18 protein-coding genes and 2 pseudogenes are annotated in these 24,213 nt (G+C 40.8%); 8 read left to right on the forward strand and 12 right to left on the reverse strand.

Going from position 1 to position 24,213, the window contains the following annotated elements; genetic code table 11:
• Positions 1–1,008: pseudogene (locus LC605_RS15345) on the forward strand (hypothetical protein); the annotation flags it as partial.
• Positions 1,009–1,202: 194 nt separating this feature from the next.
• Here the strand turns inward: LC605_RS15345 and LC605_RS15350 are convergent.
• The 4 genes and pseudogenes from LC605_RS15350 to LC605_RS15365 all read right to left on the reverse strand — a co-directional run.
• Positions 1,203–1,388: pseudogene (locus LC605_RS15350) on the reverse strand (hypothetical protein); the annotation flags it as partial.
• Positions 1,389–1,436: 48 nt separating this feature from the next.
• On the reverse strand, positions 1,437–1,679 hold the full coding sequence (locus LC605_RS15355; RefSeq protein ID WP_229548392.1) for a BrnT family toxin: 243 nt from the start codon (positions 1,677–1,679) through the stop codon (positions 1,437–1,439).
• Between the two features lie 168 nt (positions 1,680–1,847).
• Positions 1,848–2,177, reverse strand: coding sequence for a DUF2973 domain-containing protein (locus LC605_RS15360; RefSeq protein WP_229548393.1), 330 nt, complete (start codon positions 2,175–2,177; stop codon positions 1,848–1,850).
• Positions 2,178–2,501: 324 nt separating this feature from the next.
• On the reverse strand, positions 2,502–2,819 hold the full coding sequence (locus tag LC605_RS15365; protein WP_229548394.1) for a DUF2605 domain-containing protein: 318 nt from the start codon (positions 2,817–2,819) through the stop codon (positions 2,502–2,504).
• 789 nt (positions 2,820–3,608) lie between these two features.
• Here LC605_RS15365 and LC605_RS15370 point away from each other — a divergent pair.
• Positions 3,609–4,205: a molybdenum cofactor guanylyltransferase gene (locus LC605_RS15370; RefSeq protein WP_229548395.1), complete on the forward strand. Its 597-nt coding sequence runs from the start codon at positions 3,609–3,611 to the stop codon at positions 4,203–4,205.
• A 90-nt stretch (positions 4,206–4,295) separates the two neighbouring features.
• Here the strand turns inward: LC605_RS15370 and LC605_RS15375 are convergent, their stop codons facing one another.
• The 4 genes from LC605_RS15375 to LC605_RS15390 all read right to left on the reverse strand — a co-directional run bounded on the left by LC605_RS15375 (position 4,296) and on the right by LC605_RS15390 (position 10,187).
• On the reverse strand, positions 4,296–5,795 hold the full coding sequence (locus LC605_RS15375) for a family 10 glycosylhydrolase (RefSeq protein ID WP_229548396.1): 1,500 nt from the start codon (positions 5,793–5,795) through the stop codon (positions 4,296–4,298).
• Positions 5,796–6,410: 615 nt separating this feature from the next.
• Positions 6,411–6,815, reverse strand: coding sequence for a photosystem II protein Psb27 (gene psb27, locus LC605_RS15380; protein ID WP_229548397.1), 405 nt, complete (start codon positions 6,813–6,815; stop codon positions 6,411–6,413).
• A 310-nt stretch (positions 6,816–7,125) separates the two neighbouring features.
• On the reverse strand, positions 7,126–8,268 hold the full coding sequence (gene cofH, locus LC605_RS15385) for a 7,8-didemethyl-8-hydroxy-5-deazariboflavin synthase subunit CofH (RefSeq protein ID WP_229548398.1): 1,143 nt from the start codon (positions 8,266–8,268) through the stop codon (positions 7,126–7,128).
• Between the two features lie 56 nt (positions 8,269–8,324).
• A complete protein-coding gene (locus tag LC605_RS15390; RefSeq protein WP_229548399.1) occupies positions 8,325–10,187 on the reverse strand; it encodes a glycosyltransferase family 39 protein in 1,863 nt (620 codons plus the stop codon).
• Between the two features lie 893 nt (positions 10,188–11,080).
• On the opposite strand from LC605_RS15390, the gene LC605_RS15395 reads away from it, so the two are divergent.
• The 4 genes from LC605_RS15395 to LC605_RS15410 all read left to right on the forward strand — a co-directional run bounded on the left by LC605_RS15395 (position 11,081) and on the right by LC605_RS15410 (position 15,064).
• Positions 11,081–12,106, forward strand: coding sequence for a multicopper oxidase domain-containing protein (locus LC605_RS15395; RefSeq protein WP_229548400.1), 1,026 nt, complete (start codon positions 11,081–11,083; stop codon positions 12,104–12,106).
• A gap of 172 nt (positions 12,107–12,278) precedes the next feature.
• Positions 12,279–13,316: a helix-hairpin-helix domain-containing protein gene (locus tag LC605_RS15400; protein WP_229548401.1), complete on the forward strand. Its 1,038-nt coding sequence runs from the start codon at positions 12,279–12,281 to the stop codon at positions 13,314–13,316.
• Between the two features lie 149 nt (positions 13,317–13,465).
• Positions 13,466–13,900 carry a bacterioferritin gene (locus LC605_RS15405; protein ID WP_229548413.1) on the forward strand — a complete coding sequence of 145 codons (435 nt, stop codon included), beginning with the start codon at positions 13,466–13,468 and terminating at the stop codon, positions 13,898–13,900.
• A gap of 195 nt (positions 13,901–14,095) precedes the next feature.
• The gene (locus LC605_RS15410; protein ID WP_229548414.1) at positions 14,096–15,064 is read left to right on the forward strand and encodes an FTR1 family protein; all 969 of its coding nucleotides are present in this window, start codon (positions 14,096–14,098) and stop codon (positions 15,062–15,064) included.
• Between the two features lie 348 nt (positions 15,065–15,412).
• Here LC605_RS15410 and LC605_RS15415 read toward each other — a convergent pair whose 3' ends face one another.
• Both LC605_RS15415 and polA read right to left on the reverse strand, forming a co-directional pair.
• Positions 15,413–16,348 carry an ABC transporter substrate-binding protein gene (locus LC605_RS15415; RefSeq protein WP_229548402.1) on the reverse strand — a complete coding sequence of 312 codons (936 nt, stop codon included), beginning with the start codon at positions 16,346–16,348 and terminating at the stop codon, positions 15,413–15,415.
• 301 nt (positions 16,349–16,649) lie between these two features.
• Positions 16,650–19,595 carry a DNA polymerase I gene (gene polA / locus LC605_RS15420; protein ID WP_229548403.1) on the reverse strand — a complete coding sequence of 982 codons (2,946 nt, stop codon included), beginning with the start codon at positions 19,593–19,595 and terminating at the stop codon, positions 16,650–16,652.
• Between the two features lie 146 nt (positions 19,596–19,741).
• On the opposite strand from polA, the gene LC605_RS15425 reads away from it, so the two are divergent.
• Positions 19,742–20,593 (forward strand): Cof-type HAD-IIB family hydrolase, encoded by an 852-nt coding sequence (locus tag LC605_RS15425; RefSeq protein ID WP_229548404.1) that lies wholly within the window; start codon positions 19,742–19,744, stop codon positions 20,591–20,593.
• Between the two features lie 356 nt (positions 20,594–20,949).
• Here LC605_RS15425 and LC605_RS15430 read toward each other — a convergent pair whose 3' ends face one another.
• Entirely contained in the window at positions 20,950–21,747 is a 798-nt protein-coding gene (locus tag LC605_RS15430) for a DALR anticodon-binding domain-containing protein (protein ID WP_267868549.1), read from the reverse strand.
• A gap of 525 nt (positions 21,748–22,272) precedes the next feature.
• Here LC605_RS15430 and LC605_RS15435 point away from each other — a divergent pair.
• Positions 22,273–22,992 (forward strand): Crp/Fnr family transcriptional regulator, encoded by a 720-nt coding sequence (locus LC605_RS15435; protein ID WP_012412419.1) that lies wholly within the window; start codon positions 22,273–22,275, stop codon positions 22,990–22,992.
• A gap of 77 nt (positions 22,993–23,069) precedes the next feature.
• On the opposite strand, the gene LC605_RS15440 is transcribed toward LC605_RS15435, so the two are convergent.
• A complete protein-coding gene (locus tag LC605_RS15440; protein WP_229548406.1) occupies positions 23,070–24,116 on the reverse strand; it encodes a PstS family phosphate ABC transporter substrate-binding protein in 1,047 nt (348 codons plus the stop codon).
• Between the last annotated feature and the right edge of the window lie 97 nt (positions 24,117–24,213).

A 24,213-nucleotide genomic window follows, 5' to 3' on the forward strand; every position in this document is an offset into this window, starting at 1 on the left:
AACGAACGAGTTAAACCTTTTTTCGCTTTTTGTCAAGAATTAATAAATTATTTAGATCACCAAGCAAAAGATGAATTTATTAATAATGCCAGAAATGAGCTTTTACAAGCTATAGTAACTCTCCAAGAGAATTTAAAACCTTTTGCTGATGTATCCAAAAATGACAATGATAAAAGCGAAGATGAAATAGAACAAGAACTTCGTATAGCTGAAGTTGTTAAACAATTAGATGTTTTTGTCGAAAATTTAACAGAACAAATAAAAGGTTTTACAACTCAAATATGCAATAATGCAAAAGCAGATTTTTGGAACGATGGATATACAATTGAAGTTGAAAAAGAAATTGATAAAAAGTTCTCGCAAGTAAATAAAGAAAACTTAAAGACTGAGTTGATTTGTGGCACCGATTACGAAATACTGTTAAGTAGACTGCCATCTGAAATTGACAAGAATATAAGACTTAATTTTATTTTGAGAGAAAAATTAGTCCTTTCTATTAAAAGTTTTTTCGTTGAAAGCCAGAATCAGCTTCTTTTTAAGCTTAGAGATGTAAATAAAGATTACTTGCCTAGTCAAACATTTGATTTGTTGAAAGATAAGCTGAGTAGACGAGATATTGAAATGCGATTTAATGGTCTAGCAGATTTCTTGTTTTTTAACTACGGCGATAAAATATATGAGATAGGTAAAAACTTCATAAGTAGTATAGAGAATGAACCTCATGAAACTATCATTGATGGAGCATTAAAAACATATGAAAAAGAACTAAAAAAATTTACTAAAGAGTTAAAGAACGATATAAACAAGTATGTTGCAAGAAGTTTAAAAAATCATACAGAGTATTTAGAAAACGAATTACTTAATATTTTGATAGAGCAGAGAGAATTCATTGTTCAACAAATCACTCGTAAAATCAATATTTCAGAAATTGCCACTTTTGAAAAAAATAGGCGAAATACAATCAACAATGCATACAGTGTTCTAACTCAGTTGAGTAATGAACTTTAGGTTACGAGTGAGGGAGATTGGGATAAACTCTACACAGTAATTAAGATTTTGGGTAGTTTATTTCTCAGATGGTGTTACAGAAAAACACAAACTGAGGCTTTACCCAAGAACGATTACTGTGTGTGCTGCAACAATTTTAGGACTTACTCATTGACAAGATCGGACGGGTCTAATGTCGAAACAGTATCACCCTAAAGTCGCTCAAGATCATCTCTAAGTCCTTGTCCGATGTAAGCACGAACTAATGGCTGATAACCAGAAAACCCTAACAATGGTGCTATTCGGTTCAAGTCTTCAATTACATCTTCGGGAATGCGAATTGTAATTGCCGTCATTGGGCGATTTTTATCGAGTCGCTTTTTTAAGACTTCAGCTTTCATAGTATTCACGTTCCTTGCGCGTCGCTTTCCGAGCCGAGATGATCCTAATCATGTCATGTCGTTTTCACGCTCAATGTAAACGACGTACAAAAGATTCCATCGTCTGTCCAAGGCAATCACAGCATCCCGCTCCTCATTATTGCGGCTTGCATCAACCACCACTAAAAACGGATCGAAGAAAGCTTCTACGGCTTGCCCAAACGTAATGCCGTCATGATTGCTGGGATTAATCCGAGCTTTCTCCTCCGTCCAAAGGAAGGTGACACCATTAAGCACGAAAAATACATCCATACCTTATAGTCTAGGCAAGATGTATTTACGTTGTCAATACGCTTTTTTCTAACCAACTTACCGACGCGATCGCCTTCATCCCACCTATTAAGAATGTAGCATCCTGAAATTTATTACAATTTCAGGATGCTACATTCATAACTCCTAACTCCTAACTCCTAACTTTTTTTATACTTCCTCTGAATTTTCTCTCTTATGTCCTGGGGATGCTTCGTAAAGTGCATCAAGATGTTGACGCGCATCTTCAACGTTAATTGAACGCATTACCAAAAGTGGCTCTTTAATTAACTTTCCCGCGCTATCTAATAACTCTGGATGGGGTACAAACTGTTTTTTTGATGAATAATAACCATAGTTGCCTTGATTATTCATTGGCGAGGAATTCGTCGGGTAAGTTCGATCGCGATCAAAACTGAACATAATCAGGTTACGAATTAAGTTGCCAACAGCTATAAATGCAAGAATTGTAAAAGCCAGAATGTAAAGCAGGTGTAACATTGGATTTTTCCTCCAGGACAGGAATTTTTTAAACTTTATTTTGTAACGCTTTGCTTCGTCTTAACTGTGAGTCACAGTTAAGACGAGTATTTGACGCACTCTTCGTGCTATACATTTATACGGAGCTATTTGTCAACCGTCATTGCACTTAAGGTAGCATAAGATACATTATTTTGTTAATCGAAATAATGTTAAGAAAATCTTAAGATTTTTGTACTATCTCTTTGATGACTGAATCTAGCGTCTTGCGTGGACGCAAAGCAGCTTGTCATTAGACATCGCTAAGTAGTCTGGCGAAATTTAGCAGATGCTCCCAGATGTTGCTCAAACTCCACGCCCTTGACGAAAGCGCATTGCGACATTCCAGCATTCAGTTACTAATTGATGCCAAGGCATTAACGTTGCCATCTCAATCCCGACTTGTTTATCAGTAGCAGCAAACAGCATCTTCGCTGTATATAGTTCATCCTGCGCTTGCTTAACCCGCAAGAGCAAGTCAGATTGCTCTTGGTGACTCATAAATGATAGTTGCTCAGTTTCGAGTAAATGGCGCGATCGCGTAAACCAATGCTGAAAATCTTCCAGCAGGGGTTCTAAAACCGTTTTCAGCAACTCAGTCCCTGGTAAATTTGAGTCTGACATAAATAACAAGATATTTCAAACTTTCTTACTAATATTAACGTTATTTACGTTTCTTAACACTTTTGTGATTTATCTCATAATTACGATTGCCAAGAATATGTAACAAAGAATACACAAATAATTATATAGTCTTGATGTCAGGTTTGTACAGTGCCTTTGGACAGGCATCTAGAGGGATAGCTGACACCGAGTTGCAATTCATCAGATAAATTGGCGATCGGTGGAATCCTGAATTTGACACTCAGGCAACAAATCAAAAATTTATTTTTATCTGTGATTAAAAATTAATTAGTTGGAAGATAAAGCTCAATAGGCTTGGCTTCAGGTTTGACCCTCCCTAACCCCCCTTAAAAAGGCTTGTCATTACCAACATCTTTTAAAATAATGATTTAATTGCTGCAATGAATCAATTTAAACCTGATTATGCTTCTGGATAATTTAACTTATTTACTACTTGCTTATTCCGGAGAGTGACAGAAGAGGGCTACTCCCTTCCCGCCATAAGAATACCTAATTTTTTTTACGAACCGCAAACGCGAGTGCGTCTCCCCTTCTCCCAAAGGGAGAGGCTAGCGCCAAGGGAGAAGGACGCCATCGCGTAGCGTCTCGTAAGAGTTGGACACCAAGGAAGAGAGAGAAAAATCAATAGGTAATCTTGTAGGGGGAAGGGAGTAAACAAGAATTTCAGTCCATTTACAATGCACTTTGGCTATTAGCCAGCGATTTAAATCGCTGGCGAGTGATGCATATAAGTGCAAGATATATTTCTACTCTATATTTTTTTGGCGAATGGCTATTGACTCATGTAGCAAATTAACAGCGATTGTGTTAGCTGGGGGTAAGAGTTCTCGCATGGGTCAGGATAAAGCCTTGATTCCCATTCAAGGAGTGCCATTGTTGCAGCGAGTTTGTGGGATTGCGAAAGAATGTGCTGATACGGTTTATGTAGTTACTCCCTGGCCAGAACGCTATCAAGATTTGCTTTTGCCTAGTTGTCAGTTTATCCGAGAAGTGCCTTTGTCTGGAGAATCTCTCGCCCACGGGCCTTTAGTTGGGTTTGCTCAAGGATTAGTCCAAGTACAGACAGATTGGGTGCTGTTGCTAGCTTGCGATTTGCCCAGGTTGCGAGTTGAGGTGTTGCAAGATTGGGTAACTAGACTTGATAGCGTGGGAGATAATGCGATCGCAGCTTTAGCTGATCATCCCAAAGGCTGGGAACCTCTGTGTGGTTTCTATCGCCGTCGCTGTTTGCCACAACTTTTGGAGTTTATCAATCAAGGGGGGCGATCGTTTCAACAGTGGCTTCGGCAATATCCCGTAGAAGTTTTACCTTTAGCAGAACCAGAAATGCTGTTTAACTGTAATACACCAGAGGACTTGGCTTGAAGTTAATTGAAGAAGAATACAGAATTTTTTTAACGTAGACGCACTCGCGTTTGCGTCTCCTCCTGGGAGAAGGACGCAATTGCCATCTGTTTAGCGAGTGCGGCAGAATTTGCGATCGCTATCACTCTGCGGATATTGCCAAGAATAGGCAAAATGGCTAACTCCCTTGAGTTGCGGGGCAAATTGTCGCAGTGCTTTCATTTGCGCTTCTAAAGGTGGACGATTACTGACGGATTTTCCCCACTGACCGGCTAAAGCTGGGATTATCTGCGTACCTGGTTTTGCCATACTCAAAACCCGTTGCACTTGCGCCACAATACAACTAACATTACCACAAGTCCCATAAGCCATAGGATGCCACTGCAATGTAGTGGGAAACCGATCCCAAGGTTGCAAACGGGAATCATACCCTTGTCCAACAGTCTGGTTACCATCAGGGAAAAACACCACTCCTGTAGCAATACCTTGCTGCTTTGCTGGATAACTGGCTATGGTGACAAAATCTAAAATTCCTTGCATGGCGTGGGCAACAGTAAGCTGCCATAATTCCCATTGTAAAAGTGGCTGTCTATCGGTTGCTGGCAGAATCGATTTTTCGGCTGGTGGGGGAATACGTCCTTGCCACAGGGGTTCTCCTTCCAAGGCATAAAGTTTATCAACTTCCGCTATATCTCCACCACTGACATATCCCTTGCTCAAAAAGCGGCGAATCAAGTCCAGCCCTTTGTAATTCTGTGCGCGTTTAAATAAAGCTTCTTGAATTGCGGGACTGAATAGCCATAAATCTGAAACTTTGGTAGCAATGGAATCACTTCCAGTTTGTCGGGGATAACGCACATAGTCCAATAACAAACCATCTGGGCGACGGCGCAAAACTTCTTGTACTAATTGGTAGTAGTCGCGTTTTGCTTGCGGGTTGTAAGGATCGATAAATAGTTGAGAACCGTTATCTACCACATATAAACTCGTTTGACCTTTGCCATTACGAGCGATCGCACTTTCTCTATCTGGGCGCTGGGCGTAAGTATAGCCGAAATTTGTGGTAAACATCCAGGCGTACACCTTCAAACCACGTTGCCGACCTTTTTTAATTGCTGTGGCAAGTATATCGACCTTTTCTGCCCCTGGAGTCCGAATCACAGCAGGCCAAACCGTCGGGTTCGCTTTTGCTGGCAATAATACCTGCCCGTCGTAAAATACTTCTAAATAAACTTGGTTATAGCCACGGTTCACAATCCGATCCATAATTTGATCAATTGTTCCTGGCTTAATGTCACAGGGATACAAGCGCAACCAAATGGCTTGGATTTGCGGCCAAGTCTGAGTGCGGCACTCCCGTAATTCCTGTGCCTGTTCTTGCAATATGTTTTGGTAGCGCGTTTGAGCATCTTGTTTGCCTTTCAGGGCTAACAAACGTAAGTTTTCTTTTTCTTGCGCCGCCGTTGATGATAACTGACAATACTCAGTTACTTGCGCCCTTGCTGCTTGGCTGCCAAAGTTGGGGAGCAACCAACTAGTAGTGAAAACAACAGCGAATAGACGCCGCCAAAATAATGTTGATCTTGCAACGTTCAAGGGATACTTAGACATCTCTACCAGGGCTATTTCATTCTAGACATAAACCACCCGGAACTGAAGTTCCTCTCTTATAGCTAAAGTCCGTTTTAACGGACTATAACGTTTTCTCAGTCGTCTTTAAGTAGGTTGGCGCAATTAAAGTTAACTGGCTAAGGCTGTCATTTGTCCTTTGTCATTGGTCATTAGTAAAGGCTTTCAGCTTATTTACGTTTCGTAACATACTTGATTTTTTTCGTGCCAACGTACTTAGACTAGTTTCGCTATTAGACTCAGAATTAATTCTGAGGCAAGCTAGATGAGGTACATTGCGATCGCTAAGACTGTCCTAAGTCAATTGGTCATCTGTCCTTTGAAATACAAATGACAAATGACTAATAGACGTCTGGTGAAATTAAATATGCGTTAACCAGAACCCTTGTAGAGACGTAGCAGTGCTACGTCAAAACAATTCTTTTTCACCAGATGTCTAATGACAAATGACAAATGACATCTAGACACAATAAATACATTTTTATTTATTTCTGATTTACTTAAAAAAGTAGTCAAACTAATTCGTAATTCATAGTTATAATCACTGTTGGCTATGTAGCCATTTTAATTACGAATTACGAATTAGTCATTAAATAGTTAACCGCCACGCTTCAGTGCCGTCTCTACCTGCTGCAACTCTTTTTCTAGACGATTTTTGAGTTTTTCGGGTACGGGACGATTTGGGTAAGAACTGTAATGCCCAGCCAAAGAATTGAGGGCTGTTCGCATGGTTGTAAAGGAGCCAAGACCAGAAACAGAGTTAACTCGCTGATAGCGAGCTGAAAAGTCATTAATTTTTTGACGCGCTTCTGCTTGTATTGCTGCTTTATCTGATGAATCTTGTGAAAGATCCAAAGCTTGTCTCATAACATTGACCACAGCTAAGGTGTCTTGACGATAATCCCCAGTCAAACTATCTGGACTGCCAGAACAACCCATTAAGCCCATAGCTACAACCAAAACCAGCGCAAGTAAACGCGACCAATAGCGCTTCATATGCATTAAGTAAAAGAATACGTAAATCAATGTCCATAGTATCTTGGATTGGTAACTTGGGGATCAATTGAATGAGGAGTGAGGAGAGACGCGATTAATCGCGTCTGTACTAAGTATGGCTTTGCGTAAAATCGTGGCGAATTGAGGGTTGAAATTTAAACGCAAAGGGGCGCAAAGGGAAGCGCAGAGGTTCGCAGAGAATTCGCTACGAATTAATGAAATGTTGTACTAAGGATCAGGCTGGGCTGTTTGTTTACTTAAAAGGCGCTCATTTACAACTCCCAACTCCCAACTCCTAACTCCCAACTCCTAACTCCTAACCCCTAACTCTCCGATACAAAGTGTCTCGCTGTTGGTAAGGTCGTCCCAAAGAAGCGATCGCAGTTTTCAAGGTTTCCACTTCCATACACGTACCGCCCAAAGCACCTGCCATTGTGGTAATATGTTCTTCCATTAAAGTGCCGCCGATATCATTACAACCCCAAACTAAGGCTTCTGTTGCACCTACAAGCCCCAGTTTTACCCAACTTTGCTGATGGTTGGGAATCCAATTACCTAAGTAAATTCGCGCTACAGCGCCTAGCAGCAGGGCATCGCTTAAAACTGGTTGATCGCGTCCGACACGGCGACGTAAGGATTTGGGTGCTTCTTGTCCAACGAAGGGTAATAAAATAAACTCTGTGATCTTTGCTGGATATCCCTGATTGATGGCAGTTTTTTGGAGCGATCGCAATTTTTCTAAATGTCCGATTTGCTGCTCGTGGGTTTCAATATGCCCAGATAACATGGTGCTAGTGGTATGCAAGCCTAATTTGTGAGCTGTGCTGACAATTTCTAGCCAAGTGGCTGTGTCAATCTTCTCTGGACACAATATTCGCCTTACTTCATCGTCTAACACTTCGGCTGCTGTTCCCGGCATTGAGCCAACACCAGCATCGCGCAAAGCAATAATCACATCAGCGTATTCAAGTCCATCAAGTCTGGCGATAAATTGCACTTCCTGGGGAGAAAAAGCGTGTAAATGTATGTGGGGAAATTCCTGTTTGATGGTTTCTACGACTTTGAGATAATAAGGCAAAGATTTACCATTTATCTGCGCTTGTGGATTTAACCCCCCCTGCATACAGATTTCCGTCGCACCCCGTTGCACTGCATCTGTGGCTTTTTCCAAAATTTGCGCCGAATCTAACCAGTATGCACCGGCATCACCCTCATCTCGACGGAATGCACAAAAACTACAGTGCTGCTCACAAATATTAGTAAAATTGATATTACGATTAATTATGTATGTAACCGGATCGCCTGCTTGAGTGTGGCGCAGTGTGTCTGATGTAGCACGGATTGCGGCGATCGCCTCGGGATCAGTTTGTTGTAACAATACCACTCCCTCTTCGAGAAATAAGTCGTATCCCATCAAGGCACGCTCAAGAATTTTTTCAACAGCAATTTTTGTCAGCATTATTTTCTTAATTTCTCAGTAAATCTTAATTTTAAGATCTTGTAAATAATCAAATTCTACTTAATAAATACACCAAGTTCTGGAGAATCCCAAGAACGAACATAAGTTTTTCCTTTTAAATTAATCTCAATAGATTTCTTTTGTTTACTTTTTTTAGTTTCCATTGAAATAATCCCACAAGGCTCAAAATTTTTATAGGAATCCTTTTTTTCTAAACTCGCCGAAATATTAGTTACATTTATATGTTGAATCTTAACTACTTTTTGATTATTTGGCTTTAAAAGTACCCATAAAGGGTATTCCCAAGGGTCATTTCCCATTGATAGTCCAATATTCGAGCATTTTTGGTAATTTAAAAACTCAACGGCTCCTGTGTAAGTCCCCTTAAGGAATGGTCTGTTACTAAAATACTGCTCAATTCTACCAGTTTGAAATATATTTTTGCTATCAATCATAGGTCTATACTTGTTAAAAAACACCCACGGCAATGATGAAATTAGCATAAAAGCTACGATAATAATGGCGATTTTTTTCTTTTTAAGCTTAGATAATACAACACCTAAAAAAGGAGAAATTAATACAAAAAAAGGCAAATGTAGACGACTATTCCAGGCTTGCCATTTGACCAAGTAACAAAATAGTATAAATGTAGATACGCTAGCAATAAGATAACCAAAAATATAACTTCCTTTACGAATATCTTTTCGAGTTAGGAAAATAATTATACATATCGTTATCAGTGCTATATGTAGGAAGTTACCAGCACTATTTTCATTACCAGTTATTCCAATTGTTGACCAACCTCCTGGTACAAAGAATGTCTTAGAAAAAGTTATTCGAGGATCGTTAACATCTACACCAATGAATATATGTGTAATTTGAATCAATCTATTTGCTATTCCATTCCATAAACCAATCGGTGTGCCTATATGCAAAGCAATATTTCTCAGGATATTAGAAATTAGTATATTAACACCGAGTATTTCATTACGATAGCCACCCGGTTCACCAAGTGGCGAAGCAAATAAATTATAATTACGTAAATAGTGACTAATATTAAGTAATAAAGATATACTTCCTACTATCAAAGCAGGCTTCCATGCTTGCCAACGTAAGCGTTTAATCTGGTATAAAGCCAACCAAATTAAGAAGGGAAATACATAAAAATAGGCAGTTCCCTTGCTCAAAATAGCTAATCCTGTGCTACTACCAATATTGAATGAATTCATCCAAATATTGCTGTTACCTCCTTGGATAGTTGACAGCAAGTAGTAAGCAAGACAAACTACCCAAAATGCAACTACATAATCATTTTGAGTGCTTGAAGCTTGCAAGATTCCCATAGGGATTGTTGCAGTTACAACCGCAGACAAAACTTGACCTCGTAAATTTGCTCCGAGTTGTTTTGCAATTAATGACACTCCAAGAATACAGCCAATCATGCTGAACCATTGAACTAAGTTAGCGAAGTGGTCACCACCACTTAAAATTTGAAAATGCAAAATCACGAACTCTGACCAAGGGTTTTGATATAGCTGTGGGGTATAACTTGTTGGATAATGAGCAACGGTATGATTTTGTATCCAATAAGCAACACGACTCATGTGATAGTCCATAGAATCCCAATTATTGGGTGGTGCGATGATGGCAATTAATCCAACTGTCGCTACAACGAAACCTACGCCACATAACAATAAATTTACGGATGATTTAATTTGAAAATCTTTCTTGATTTGAGAATAATTATTTTGTTTTAAAGTTGGAATTATTTGGGAATTTAATCTGAAATATATAACAATTAATATAATACATATCAAAACCCAAGTTCCTAATATCCAGCCAAAAGTAATTAAGGAAAAAAAGCTCAAACCTTCTGTAATTGCAGTGAGTAAAGTTCCCCAGTAAATAGATGCTAACATCAGCGAATCTCGCCAAAAATTACGATTTTTATGAATTAACAAAAAAATAGTAATTAAGGAAATAATCGGCAAAAATATGAACATAACATTACCCAATTAAAATCTAATTTATCGGAAATTAAAGGGTTTAAGACCCCTACATCTATATCAGGGCTATTTCATTCTAGACATAAACCACCCGGAACTTCAGTTCCGGGCTAATACCTAAAGTCCGTTAAAACGAACTAAGCTAATCCCGATTCATTTTTCCAGACTGATTCGCTTGTAGTAAGGGCTTCAGCCCTGGTATTATGCAACTTAAATGCTCATTAGCTTATAACCTTTTCTCAGTCGTCTTTAGACGACTTTGGCTATTAGACTCAGAATTAATTCTGAGGCGGGCTAGATGAGAATGAAATAGCCCTGCCTTTTTTAGGGGGGATCTAAAAGTGCCTAGAGTCACAGTGAAATACTTTTCAAACAACCTCTAAGGTGCTATTTTACTCACTGTTTATAGTGCAAGTACTACTAAAGCAATAAGCATGAGACAGTTAGTTTTATAAAAAGAAGTGAGGTTTAAAACCTCGCCCCTTGTGGGCGAAAGAATCATTGTTTCCCAAGGTAGGTAGAAACCCCACCCCTTGTGGGTGGCTGTCTAAAATGTTTGAATTTTGAATTTTGAATTGATTCATCTGAATGCTATTTATACAAAAAAAGTATAAGTACTGTTAAAACTAAGAAAATTCAGCTGGAGTTTTTAGGATAGATTCTCGCTTGAACTAGATTCAACAACTTAACTAGCGGTCTGGAACACTATAAAATTATTGACAATAATTATTAATCCCTCTAATATATCTAAAAGCAATTGCAAAAGATTTGCAATTCTTTTTTAGTGCTAACTGTAACTAAATGTCATGCCCAACAACTTTGCTCTAGGTAACGGAAAACCTTGGAGCCGCCGTCAATTATTGCAGCTGGCACTAGCAGGTGCTGGAATAACTGGTGCAGCTGGACTTTGGCAGATGCTAAATCTACAAGGTAAATCAATCGTCAAAGTGCCACCATTCGATAGGTCAGCGCCAGACGATGTTACTAACCCAATGGAGATGGCAAGGGATTTTGATTATGGGACGGTGAAGCAAGAAAATGGGCGAACTATCCGAGAATTTCAGCTAACTGCCGGTACTTCCATCATAAAACTCAATAGTGCTGTCTCTTACAACATCTGGGATTTAAACGGTCGCATACCAGGGCCAACGCTACGAGCAAAACAAGGCGATCGCATCCGGGTACTATTTTTGAATAATGCGGGACATTCTCACTCTTTGCATTTTCATGGGATTCATCCGGCAAAAATGGATGGTGTTCGCCCAATCAGCAATGGTAGTGCCACAATTTACGAATTTGATGCTGAACCTTATGGCGTTCACTTATACCACTGCCATATTGAACCAGTCACCCGGCATATCGCTAAGGGACTCTACGGAATGTTTATCATCGATCCACCGACTCCCCGTCCCCCGGCTGATGAAATCGTACTAGTGATGGGAGGCTATGACGTCAATGATGATAGCCATAACGATTATTACGCCTTCAACGGTCTACCTGACTATTATATGCATCATCCCATTGGCATTTACAAAGATCAGTTGATTCGGCTGTATGTCCTCAACATTATTGAATACGATCCAGCAGTAACGTTTCATCTCCACGCCAACTTCTTTGATGTCTATCGCTATGGCATGAGTATGAGTGCTAGCGAGAAAACAGATGTGATTACGATGGGTGTAGCAGAAAGGCACATCTTAGAATTTGCTTTTCGCTATCCAGGTAAGTATATGTTCCATCCCCATCAGGATGCGATCGCAGAAAAGGGTTGCATGGGTCAATTTGAAGTACTTGCCCAGAGTAACTCTCAAAATCCTGTTAAAGATTCCTAACGATATTATTAGTAATTTTTAATTAATTTATGAAAGTTTATCTAACTAATTGATAAAAAATATCATTTATATGGCACAGTAAATATCTACGACAATCTGTCAAACAAACTATCTTCTAGTAATAGTTTGAAATGTTTCAGTTAATACTTTTTTAGTTGTCTGAGGAGCAAAGATGATAAAACTTCGTTATATCTGTTTAGCAGCAGCAGCAGCCGTAATAGTTAGCTTGAGTTCCTGTAGTGGTACACCAACCGCAGAAAATCCATCAGCACCAGATGCTAGCCCTCCAGCTAGAGAAGCAGTAAGTAATAACAGTCACACTGGTCACGGTAGTAAAGAAAAAATTAACATTAACACTGCTATATTGTCAGAATTGGATAAATTTGAGGGCAAACTAGGTGTTCCGGCTTTATCGAATAAAATCCAGGCAAATCGGCCCTACGGGAATCCAGAAGATTTAGTTACTAAAAAAGTAATTACTCAAGAACAGTTCGACCAAATTAAAGACCAGGTTGGTGTTCAAGAAGTAGTACTCACGGGTGAGGCAAAAGATGTTGACTATATGTCTAAATTAGGCTTAATGAAAGGCCATCTTTTGGTAGCACGAGAACTCCTAGATCAGAATCAGTCGAAACAGGCAGAACCTCATATTGGACACCCAGTTGAGGAGATTTACATTGATGTAGAAGAACAATTGAATGAGCGCAAAGTTAAAGAATTTAAGACAACATTGGTGAGTTTGCAAGATTTAGTGAAATCCAGTCCGAAGGATAGCAAAGTTAAAACTAATTTTGCCTCTTCAGTACAAGCAGTTGATTCCGCGATCGCAGCTTTGCCAGCAGATCAACGCTCTAAACCAGGATTTGTGCTACAGGTAATTAATGAATTGCTAGATTCAGCCAACTCCGAATATAGCGCTGCGATCGCAGATGGTAAAATAACCGCGCCAATTGAGTATCAAGACTCCCGTGGTTTTGTCGTTTACGCCAATGAATTATACAAAGGAATTTCTACCAAAGTAGCTCAAACAGATCCCGAAGCACACAAAGCGATCGATACTAGTTTCGCTGAACTAATAAAAGTTTGGCCCGCCGCCATCCCCCCAGCAAAAGCAGTCAAAACACCTAATGATGTTACCAAGTTGGTGAAAACCATTGAGGAAAACTCTCAAAAAGTGGTTGATAAATCCAATACCCAAGGGCAGCGATAACATTTTGATTTAATGGTCAGTATGGGGTAAGGAGTTTAAAATAGTTAGGAGTTAGGAGTTAGGAGTTAGGAGTTAGGAGTTATGAGTTATGAATCCCGAACTGTTAATTTCTAACTCCTAACTAATTACACTACTTGAACTAAGAAATGATGCAAGAACTTGACCATAAAAAGACTATTGACCTGCTGAACGCCATCATGGAATTTGAACTAGCAGGGGTAGTACGCTACACACATTATTCTTTGATGGTGACTGGCCCTAACCGCATTCCAATCGTGGCTTTTTTCAAAGCACAGGCAAGTGAGTCATTACTTCATGCCCAACAAGTAGGAGAAATTCTCACCGGTTTAGATGGGCATCCCTCCCTAAAAATTGCCCCAATGGAAGAAACCTACCAGCACAAGGTCAAGGATATCTTGGCAGAAAGCTTATCTCATGAAAAAAAGGCATTGGAACTGTATAAAAATCTGCTCGAAACTGTCACTAATGCCAGCATTTATCTGGAAGAATTCGCTCGCGGGATGATTGGGCAAGAAGAGATGCATAATCTCGAACTGAAAAAGATGCTACGCGATTTTAGTTAATAGTTAAGAGTCCTTAGTCATTAGTCATTGGTCATTGGTTATTAGACATCTGGTGAAAAAGAATTGTTTTGACGTAGCAGTGCTACGTCAAAACAAGGGTTCTGGGTAACGCATATTTAATTTCACCAGATGTCTATTAGTTAAAAACAAATGACTAAGGACAAAGGACAAATGACAAAGGACAAAGGACAAAAGATGAATTTTAGTACTGCTCTACCTACTTTTGTAATAACACTCCGGGAAGGAGTGGAAGCTGCCCTTGTTGTTGGAATTGTGCTAGCTTTGCTAAAAAAAGCTAAACAATCCCGACTCAACTCTTGGGTATATGCTGGTGTCGGTATTGGCATTGCCATCAGTGCCTTAATAGGTGTGCTATTCAGTTGGATAATTCAAATACTGGGAGCGGCGAATCCTCAATACACCACCGTAGTTGAGCCAGCGCTAGAAGGCGTGTTTAGTGTATTAGCGATCGCAATGCTCAGTTGGATGCTAATCTGGATGACTAAACAAGCCAGATTCATGAAAGCTACAGTTGAGGGAGCAGTAACAGAAGCGCTGACACAAAACTCAAATGCTGGTTGGGGTGTTTTTACTTTAATTTTAATTGCCGTTGTCCGCGAAGGCTTTGAAACTGTTCTCTTTGTTGCAGCTAATTTTCAACAGGGATTAATGCCAGCATTGGGCGCTATTGGTGGTTTGGTAGCGGCATCTGCCATTGGGGTGCTGCTATTTAAATGGGGTGTCAAAATTAACATCCGCCAGTTTTTCCAGGTAATGGGCGTTTTATTAGTGTTGATTGTCGCTGGGTTGGTAGTTTCAGCCTTGAAACACTTTGATGAAGCTGTAGCTAACCTTGCCCTTAGCAGTCGCGCCACAGAAAGCCTTTGTTTCTATTATGAACGTTTTACAAAAGTCCACTCCTGTATTTTGGGGCCAATGGTTTCCAATACTTCCACAATCTTGCCTGACGAACAATTTCCTGGCATTATTCTGAAATCTTTATTTGGTTATAGAGACAATCTCTATCTTGTGCAAGCAGTGGGATATGTGACATTTTTGCTAACCATTGGAGGATTGTATTTCCGCAGCCTTGGAGGTGCTTCTCCTGAAGGTAAAAAAAATATCCCCTTTGCTCAAAAACCAATTAGTTCTGCAAAAGATTAAAAGCACAGTCAATTTTATATTTTTTGTATCGTTTTCAGTCTCTTCCCTCGTTCCCAATACGGTTCACAAAAGGGCTGAAACCTTTTTTTACGAACCACAGAGGCGCAGAGAACACAGAGAGAAGAGAGAAAGAGAAAATGCTTAACCAAAGTGTATTGGATTTTAAATTGTATTTATTGGTTTAAGAGGATGTTTGAAAAGTCCTATTGTAGGTATCAAAACGTTCCACATCCCCCTAAATCCCCGATAAATTGGGGGACTTTAATTCCGCTTCCCCCCTTTTTTAAGGGGGGTTAGGGGGGATCTAGAAGTGCCTAAAATTACAGCCGACCACTTTTAAAACATCCTCTAAGTACCCTGCGCTACAAACAACGCTTGTTTAAGCTGCTGACAAGCCTTCTCAATTGCATCTATACTACCTGGATTCACCAGACCAAAATAATCAAACACATAAACTCGGTTATTTTTAGTTGCTTGCAGTTGTTGCCAAAAAGCTTCCTTTTTCAAAGAATCTAAAAGCGCCGCTTCCGAATTTCCCTGTGGAGGATTAACTAAAATTATCACCTCTGGATTTGCTTCTAAAACTTTCTCAGCCGAAAGCGTCACATAACCAGCAACTGGGCTTTTTCCTTGTAAATCTGCGGCTATATTTTTCGCCTGGAACTTCGCCAGTAAATCCCCTGCCCAACTGTTTTTATTCGGCGCTAAAATTGGTTGACGACTAACCAGTGCTAGAGTAGAAAAACTCTCAGTTGGCTTATCTGGCAAGAAAGTTTTGTAACGATTTAACAAAGGTTGAGGATCAGCATTAATTGATTTAGCAAGTGTTTTAGTAAGTTCTTCTAGAGATTCCCAGCTATTCACCTTCGTGAGGAAAGTCTGAATTCCTAACTGCTGAAGTTTTTGAATTGGAATATTAGAAAAACCTTCAACACCAATAACTAAATCTGGTTTTAGTGCTACCACTTTTTCTAAATTTGGCGGACTTTGTCCTTCACTAACGCGGGGAATATCCTTGAATCTTGAGTCATTTTTAAATAATTTACTCCCAGTGACTCCAACAAGTTTTGTTTGATCGAGTCGAGAGATAATATCAGCAGAAAGAGAAGAAAGAGCAACAACTCTTTTTGCTGAACCTTTGGGAAATTGCTGAGAGTTCGTGTTAGTCGCCTCAGTGGTATTTTCCACTTTTGTTTGTGGTTGCTGAGTATTTGCAGTGACGCAAGCAGCTAAAACTATACTCAACAAAATTGCTAAAGCAGATAAGAGCCAACGACGATGCATATTAAAATTCCTTATATAACTAAGAATGGTATAACAGAATGTTTGTAAAGTCTCAATTCATACTACCCCTGGCGACTAGAAGTCGCGGCTACACAGACAAAACCTGCCTCCGCAGGTTAAAGACCCTTGATTTTTTCTTAGTCCACGGAGGTGGACTTTGTTTGTGTAGCCGCGATTTCCAATCGCCCAATACTTTTAAAACATCCTTTAAAATTGATATCGATTAGTCCTGTTGTAACTGCTAAGACCAATGTACGCCCATCTCAATGTAATTCTTCCAGTCCCCAATCCCCAGTTAAGCTTACTTCGTCTCCATCCAATTTTCACCAACACGCGCATCCACCAGCAACGGTACACTCAACTGGACTGCATTTTCCATCACTGACTTAATTTGCAGTTGTAATTCTTCCCACTCATCAGGGGGAATCTCAAACACTAATTCGTCGTGAACTTGCAACAACAAACGCGCTTGATAGTTCTTCAAAACCTCATGCAATCTCACCATTGCAATTTTGATAATATCAGCATTTGAGCCTTGAATTGGTGCATTAGCCGCAGAGCGTAATAAACCTGCATCATAAGCACCCAAATTTTTCAATTTGCTCAAATTGATATCTTCTGGGTTACTGCCTTTTAATTTGCGTAAACTGTTATTAGTAAAATCAAAGTAACGACGACGACCGAAAATAGTTTCTACATAACCAAGAGCGATCGCTTCTTTTTTCACTCTCTCCAAATATGCAAATACTTTCGGATATCGTTCATTAAAGCGCTTAATGAAGTCGTTGGCAATGGTCTTATCTATCCCAGTTGAGCGCGAAAACCTAAGAGAACCCATTCCATAAATCACGCCAAAATTGATAGTTTTTGCCATCCCTCGTTCTTCTGAGGTTATATTCTCTTTTTCAAACACTAACCGCGCGGTAACAGTGTGAACATCTTCATTTTGCTGATATGCTTGCACTAATATCGGCTCTTGACTCAAATGAGCCAAAATCCGCAATTCAATTTGTGAGTAATCAGCAGCCACCATTAACCAACCAGCTTCTGGTAAAAATGCCTTGCGAATTTGGCGACTAAATGCTGTACGAATGGGGATATTTTGCAAATTCGGATTAGAAGAAGATAACCTACCAGTTGATGTAGCTGCTTGATTAAAATCAGTATGCACTCGCTGAGTATCTGGACGCACTAATGCAGGTAATGCATCAACATAAGTAGACTTTAATTTAGATAGAGTGCGATACTCAATAATCGCCTCAACAAACCCAGTGTTATCATCTTCTTGAAGTCTTTCTAGTGTTGCTGCGTCTGTAGAGTAGCCAGTTTGAATTTTACGAGAATGTCTAGTGCTTAACCCCAACTTTTCAAACAGAATTTGGCTCAATTGTTTAGGAGAACCCAAGTTAAAGTTTTCCCCAGCTATTTCAGTTGCTTCCTCTTTTAACCTAGCTAACTCTGTTTCTAAATGCTGCGAAAGTTCTTGCAAATAAGCTGAATTAATCCGAACGCCTGTATATTCCATTTGGGCTAAAACTGCTTCTAGCGGCTGTTCAACTTCCACTAATAGCTTAGACAAAGATGGAATTTTATCCAGATCCTCACGCAATTTCGACACTAACCCAAAAGTAGAATAAGCATCCATACCACAGTAATCTGCAACGGCAGGAATATCTATATCAGCGATGGTTTTGCCTTTAGGAACTAAATCCAAGTAACTTTTAGCTATCAATCCCAAATATCGCTGCGACAAATCCATCAAATTATGACTTGAATCGGGATTTAGAATGTAACTTGCCAGCATGGGATCAAACACCACTCCCGCCAAATTAATTCCTTGACACCTTAGAACTAAGCGATCAAATTTGGCATTTTGTAGAACTTTGGGATAATGGGCATTTTCGAGAATTGGGCGTAATGCTTCTAGCGCCAAATCTTTATCTAAATTTTCCCCAGTTTTGTGACCGAGAGGAATATAGGCTACCTCATCTGGTTTCGTTCCCCAACAGCAACCAATTCCTACTAATTCAGCGTCTCTTGGTTCTAAATCGGTGGTTTCAGTATCCCAAGCAACGGGTGTTTCTGGATTAGTGAATTTTTCCAAAAGTTTCACTAACTCAGTTAATTCGGCTTCGGTATTGATGATGTGTGGTGTAATTGGAGAAGTAGATTTTTGTGGAACTGCTGCTGTATCACTAGCACTAAAAAACCACAAATCATTATCTTCCTCAGCGTTGAATTCTGAGTTAGTAGAGTTGGGACTATTTGTGTCTGTTTTGACTTCTTGTTTTTCTTCAACTTTGCCACCAAAACGTTGCTGGAGGTCGTTTATCTTGCCTAAAAAAGACCGAAATTCTAACTTTTCTAAAATTGGTGATAAGACGCTTGTATCAAACCCCTTTAATTTGCAATCTTCTAAATTAAATTCTATAGGAACATCTAAAACTATGGTTGCCAAATAGCGAGACTTAGCGGCATCTTCTTTACCATTTGCTAGTTTTTTCTGAGTTGCGCCTTTAATTTCATCCAATGAAGCATAAACACCATCCAGTGAACCATAGGTATTCAACAGTTGTACTGCTGTTTTTTCCCCAATTCCCTTGACACCAGGAATATTATCTGATTTATCACCACAAAGAGCTTTGAAATCAACAATTTGTGAAGGTAAAATGCCCATCTTCTCTTTGACTTGTTCTGCTTCAAATTCCGTGATGCTATTTGTAGAGCGTTTTAGGGCATCTGGACTAAAATTTAAAACAGTGATTTCTTTGTCAGAGTCGATCAGTTGGAATAAATCACGATCGCCAGTCAGAATCTTCACCCTATACCCAGCAGCAGTTACTCGTTGTGCTAAGGTTCCCAAAACATCATCTGCTTCATAACCAGGAACAGTGAAAATTGGTAAATTGAAGCCATTGAGCAACTCATGGAGGTTTTCTAAGTCAGGAATGAAGTCTTCTGGAGTTTCAGGGCGATCGGCTTTATAAGTCTCGTCAGCTTCGTGGCGAAAAGTGGCCTCACCTAAATCAAAAGCGATCGCCATTGCTTGGGGCTGTTGTGTTGCCATTACCTCCAGCAGGCACTTCACAAAACCAAAACATATACTGGTAGGAATACCAGTTTTGGTACGCAGTCCTCCATCTCGCCCTTTGGCGAAGGCAAAGTATGAACGATAGGCCAACGAGTGTCCATCGACGAGGATGAATGTGGAGGGTGTTGCAGTTACAGAAGTGAAAGTTTCAGACATAGCCCTATTTTAGCCAGAAGCTTTGTCACATAGTTAGCAATTTCAGATGCTCGTTCAGCTTGGCTTTGGCGACAATAGCACAATTCATTCCCCACTGGTTGCTAGAGGCTGTTAACCTCTTACTGGAACTTAAAATCTAGGAAATTATGCAGAAAGCATTTAGTGATAATCAGGCTGCTGCAAAAGACATTAAACTACTTGTTTTGGATATAGATGGCACGATCGCCGGACACTCCAACACCATCAGCGAACCTGTAAAGCAAGCAATCTTTGCCGCGCAAGCACGAGGAGTTCAAGTGGCGATCGCTACAGGCCGTATGTATCGTTCAGCTTTGGGCTTTCACCAAGATATCGGCTCTACCCTACCATTAATGGCTTATCAAGGAGCCTGGATTCAAGACCCAATCACCCAAAAAATTCATCGCCATTGGACTGTTTCCAAAGAAATCGCCCACCAGCTAATTGACTATTTTGAACAGCCCCAATTGCGATCGCTTCTATCTGTCCACTTTTACATCAATGACCAGCTATACGTCCGTGAGTTGACCAGAGAAACCAAAATTTATGCAGAACGTTCTGGTATTACCCCGATTCCCGTAGGTGATTTGCGCCAAGCCTTAACCAATGAACCGACAAAAATTCTTGCTTTGTGTGATGACACTGATGTGATCGATAAGCTATTGGGAAATTTGCGCCGCCAATACACACCGGCTGAACTTTACCTCACAACATCTGTTGCTACCTTTTTTGAAGCAACTAACGCCTCTGTCAGTAAGGGAACTGCTGTACGTTACTTAGCGGAAGAATTATTGGGATTACAGTTAGCCAATGTTATGGCCATTGGCGATAACTTCAATGATGTGGAAATGCTGGAGTATGTTGGACTTGGTGTAGCTATGGGCAACGCACCAGCACCAGTGCAAGCGATCGCGCAGTGGGTAGCTCCTAGTGTAGAAGAAGATGGAGCAGCAGTAGCAATTGAAAAGTTTTTGCTGTAACGAGGGCACTTTTTTAACTAATCCATACAAATCAGAAAGGACACCGACGACTGGCCGTGTTTCGTCTCGGTGCCCCTACTGGTTCGCTCCTCACACACTTGATAATGTAGCCGAGCTGGTGCATTGAGTCAATAGCTATATAAAAGTTTTTATTTTCTGCCTAAGAGGTTGTTTGAAAAGTATTGGGCGAATAGAATTCGCTACTACACAAACTCTCGTCCACCTCCGTGGACTAAGAGAAAATTAAGGTTTTTAACCTGCGTAGGCAGGTTTTGTTTGTGTAGCCGCGACTTCTAGTCGCCCGGTTAGTAATAAATTAGACTTGTTCATTCAACCTCTAAGCTAAAATTACCGATTTATAGCTCCAAGGGCGCAAAAACCCCTAACTTTTCCTCTAGCACAAATCTTAATACTGACTGAGTAGCCATGAGCAATCCAAGTCTGGCTTGGGCCAGCTCTGGTGATGTAATTTTGACCTCACCCCAAATCCGGCAATTAGACCAAAACTTTTCAAAAGCTTGGCTCAAATTCAGCGCTACTTTTTCCCATTTCACAGAACCGCTAACATCAGGGCACTCTATGTTATCTACCACTTGTATTAACTCACCAATGAGACGACGCTCATCCGGGTGATTTAGCCGCAGTATTCTATCACAGTTGAGCCAAGGTATGGGGTTCGGAGTGATAACATCCCAAAAACCTGAACTAGTATTTGGAACTGGTTCTCTAAGTTTAATCAATCCCTCTCCATGAGCCAGAAGCACTAGCGAACAGCAACGTGCATGGGCGTATTGAACAGTAAACAGTGAATTGGACATTGGGCACTTGTACTGCCCTTCCCTGCGGGACGCTACGCGAACGATTACGCTCAGGAACCGCGTTCGCGTAGTGTCTCGCAGAGAAGTCGTTGGCGCAGCCTCTCCAAGAGTTGTATTGGGCATCGACTTGAGTAGTCCCCCATCTCCCTCATCTCCCTCATCTCCCTCATCTCCCCCACCTCCCCCTGAACTCCCAACTACAATACTTTGCAACCAAGCCGCTAAGGTTGAGTGAGTCAATTCAAAATGTATCCAACCTGGGGGAACTATTTGGATACTAAAAACGTCGCCACAAACCCCTGATATTTCTGAGGCGATGGCACTGGCAAGCTCCATCGCTTTTCGATTCTGAGATTTTGATCGCAGTAGAGCTACACCTGAGATATACAAAACTCTATTATCATCTCTACCTTTATATAGAGGAATTTTTTCATTTTTTATGCATACATTATTTATGCTATCCGTATTAATACTGGAATTTTTTATCACATGACTATATATTAGCTGCTTGATTGATGTATATTTGCTAACTAGTGATTTATGATGCACGTAATTTTATGGAAAAAATCATGTAAAATATGTTTGTTCATTTTCTGTCATCTACCTTGCGGTATAAATTTAGTTTAGATAAAGAAAAATGAGAGGAGGATAAAATTTGATGAATAATCGATGAATAGTAAGTAAACTTTACTACCATCATTGTACAGTAGGAAGTATAACAAAAGAGTAGAGAGTAATTTGCTTTCTACTCTTTGGATTGGCTGGCGCTGTTAGGCGTTAAGCCTGCCTTGCCAACACAAAGACACTCCTTGCACCTTTTTATTTACGTCTTTGTCTTCAGCCGAACGCTCTTTGTTACCTATGCAATCTCCATCCTCCTTTTCTGAGGCATCACGCCCTTTTTTGACTTGGCAACGTATTCTTGACTGGGCTCAAGAACACTATCGCTGCCGTACCTTTAGCAAAGATGAGCGCATTCCAGCCCGACCTGGATTGCTATATTTGGTGCAAAGGGGTGCGATCCGCATGGTAGGAACCGCCCAAGTTAGTGCGACTGCGAGTCAGCTAACGTCTCGACGAATCAACAGAACCCCAGAAGAAGCGTTCTTGGGTTTTGTGGGAGCGGGACAGCCATTTGAAATTGTTGCCCAGTCACCATTCACACTCCAGGCTTACGCCCATGTTGACCAAACTGCGGTGCTGTGGATGTACTGGCACGATTTAGACAATTGGCCTCACTTCCGTCGCGAAGTTATGGATGCCTTTAGGTATCAGCACCAGCGTAAGCTGCTGTGGCTGAGTGCCTTGGGACAACGCCGCACAATTGACCGACTCTTAGGATTCCTGACATTGTTAATTGAGGAATATGGAGAGCCAGCAATGAGCGACACGGATCCTGACGTGATTCGCGGTTATTGTTTGCCCTTCCCCCTCACCCATGCCCAAATTGGTAGCGCCATTGGTTCGACTCGTGTCACCGTCACCCGCTTGATGGGCAAGCTACGTCAACGTGGCTTAATCCTGACTCAAGGAGATAATCTCATTTGCTTGCCAGCAGAGTCGATTAATAGAGCTGGTTAAAGCAAAGTTCAGAGCGGCGATTTGGGCCACTCTGTCTGAGTGCGATGGGCTACGCCCACCGCAGGCGATCGCAGGTGTTAGCGAATTTTGACAAACCCAGCTTGGGTAATCAGTTCCTGTCCCTGCTCAGTCAGCAGTAAGTTGGCGTAAGCGACACCTGCTTGCTGCTCAGTCTGACCATTCTGTTTGACCACCACAAACAGATTGCGAGTAATCGGGTATTTTCCTGATTGGAAAGCCTCAATGTTCAACTTGTTCCGTTTATCACGACATTCAGACGGGAGGACAGAAGGTTCTTGATAGGGAGCAATGTATTCCCCTTGCGTCCGCCCCAACGGCAAGGCTTTGATTGAGCATTGAGGAATCACCTCTGGGGCAGAAGCGTAGTAGATGCTACCAGGACTACCAGCCAATTTTTGCAAGGCTTGGGTGGTTGTGGAGATAAATTCCACATTGGAGCTGAAAGCTTGACCACCCAAGATGTCTTGGACGAAAAGCTCAACCGTACCCCCATCAGCAATACGGCGGGAATAGGGCTTAATCGGAATATTGGGGCCGCCCACCTGGCTCCAATTGTTAATTTTGCCTGTGTAAATTGACTTTAACTGCTCTACTGTTAGTCCTGGGATGTTGAGGTTGAGGTTAACTGCAACTGCTAAACCATCAATTGCCACAGGAATTTGTTTCAAAGTCAACCCGCGCTGCTGGGCACGGCTTAATTCCTGATTTAGAACTGGTCGGGAGGACTGGACAAAGGCTAGTTGACCATCTATCAGGGAATTAATGCCAGTACCAGAACCAGGAGATGCATTACTCGGTTGTACATACCGCAACCGGAACTCTGGCCGCGCACCTTGAATTGCTGGATCAATTATTAGTCGAATCGGTGCCCAAGATGTACTGCCTCCGTAATTGAATAATCCTGTAGGTACATCCTTTACTGAGGTGAAAATCTTGCCACGAGGTTGTTCTGATGCCACTTGGGGCGTGTTGGTGTTACCAGAATTAATTTTATTTAGCTCTAGACCAGACTTTTTGCTGAACCACCAAAAACCGCCAGCTATTAGCCCAACCGTAATCAGAATTGATAACACAAGAATAGGTATTTCATTTTTTTGAGACATAGCAAATTACTCCCGCGTCCATTCAATATAAGTGCTTAATACGTGCCTGCTACTTGAGATTGTATTTGGAGGACGGGAGTTTTATGAGCAAATTCTG

It is taken from the genome of Nostoc sp. CHAB 5836 (genome assembly GCF_020829445.1).
Lineage (GTDB): Bacteria > Cyanobacteriota > Cyanobacteriia > Cyanobacteriales > Nostocaceae > Nostoc.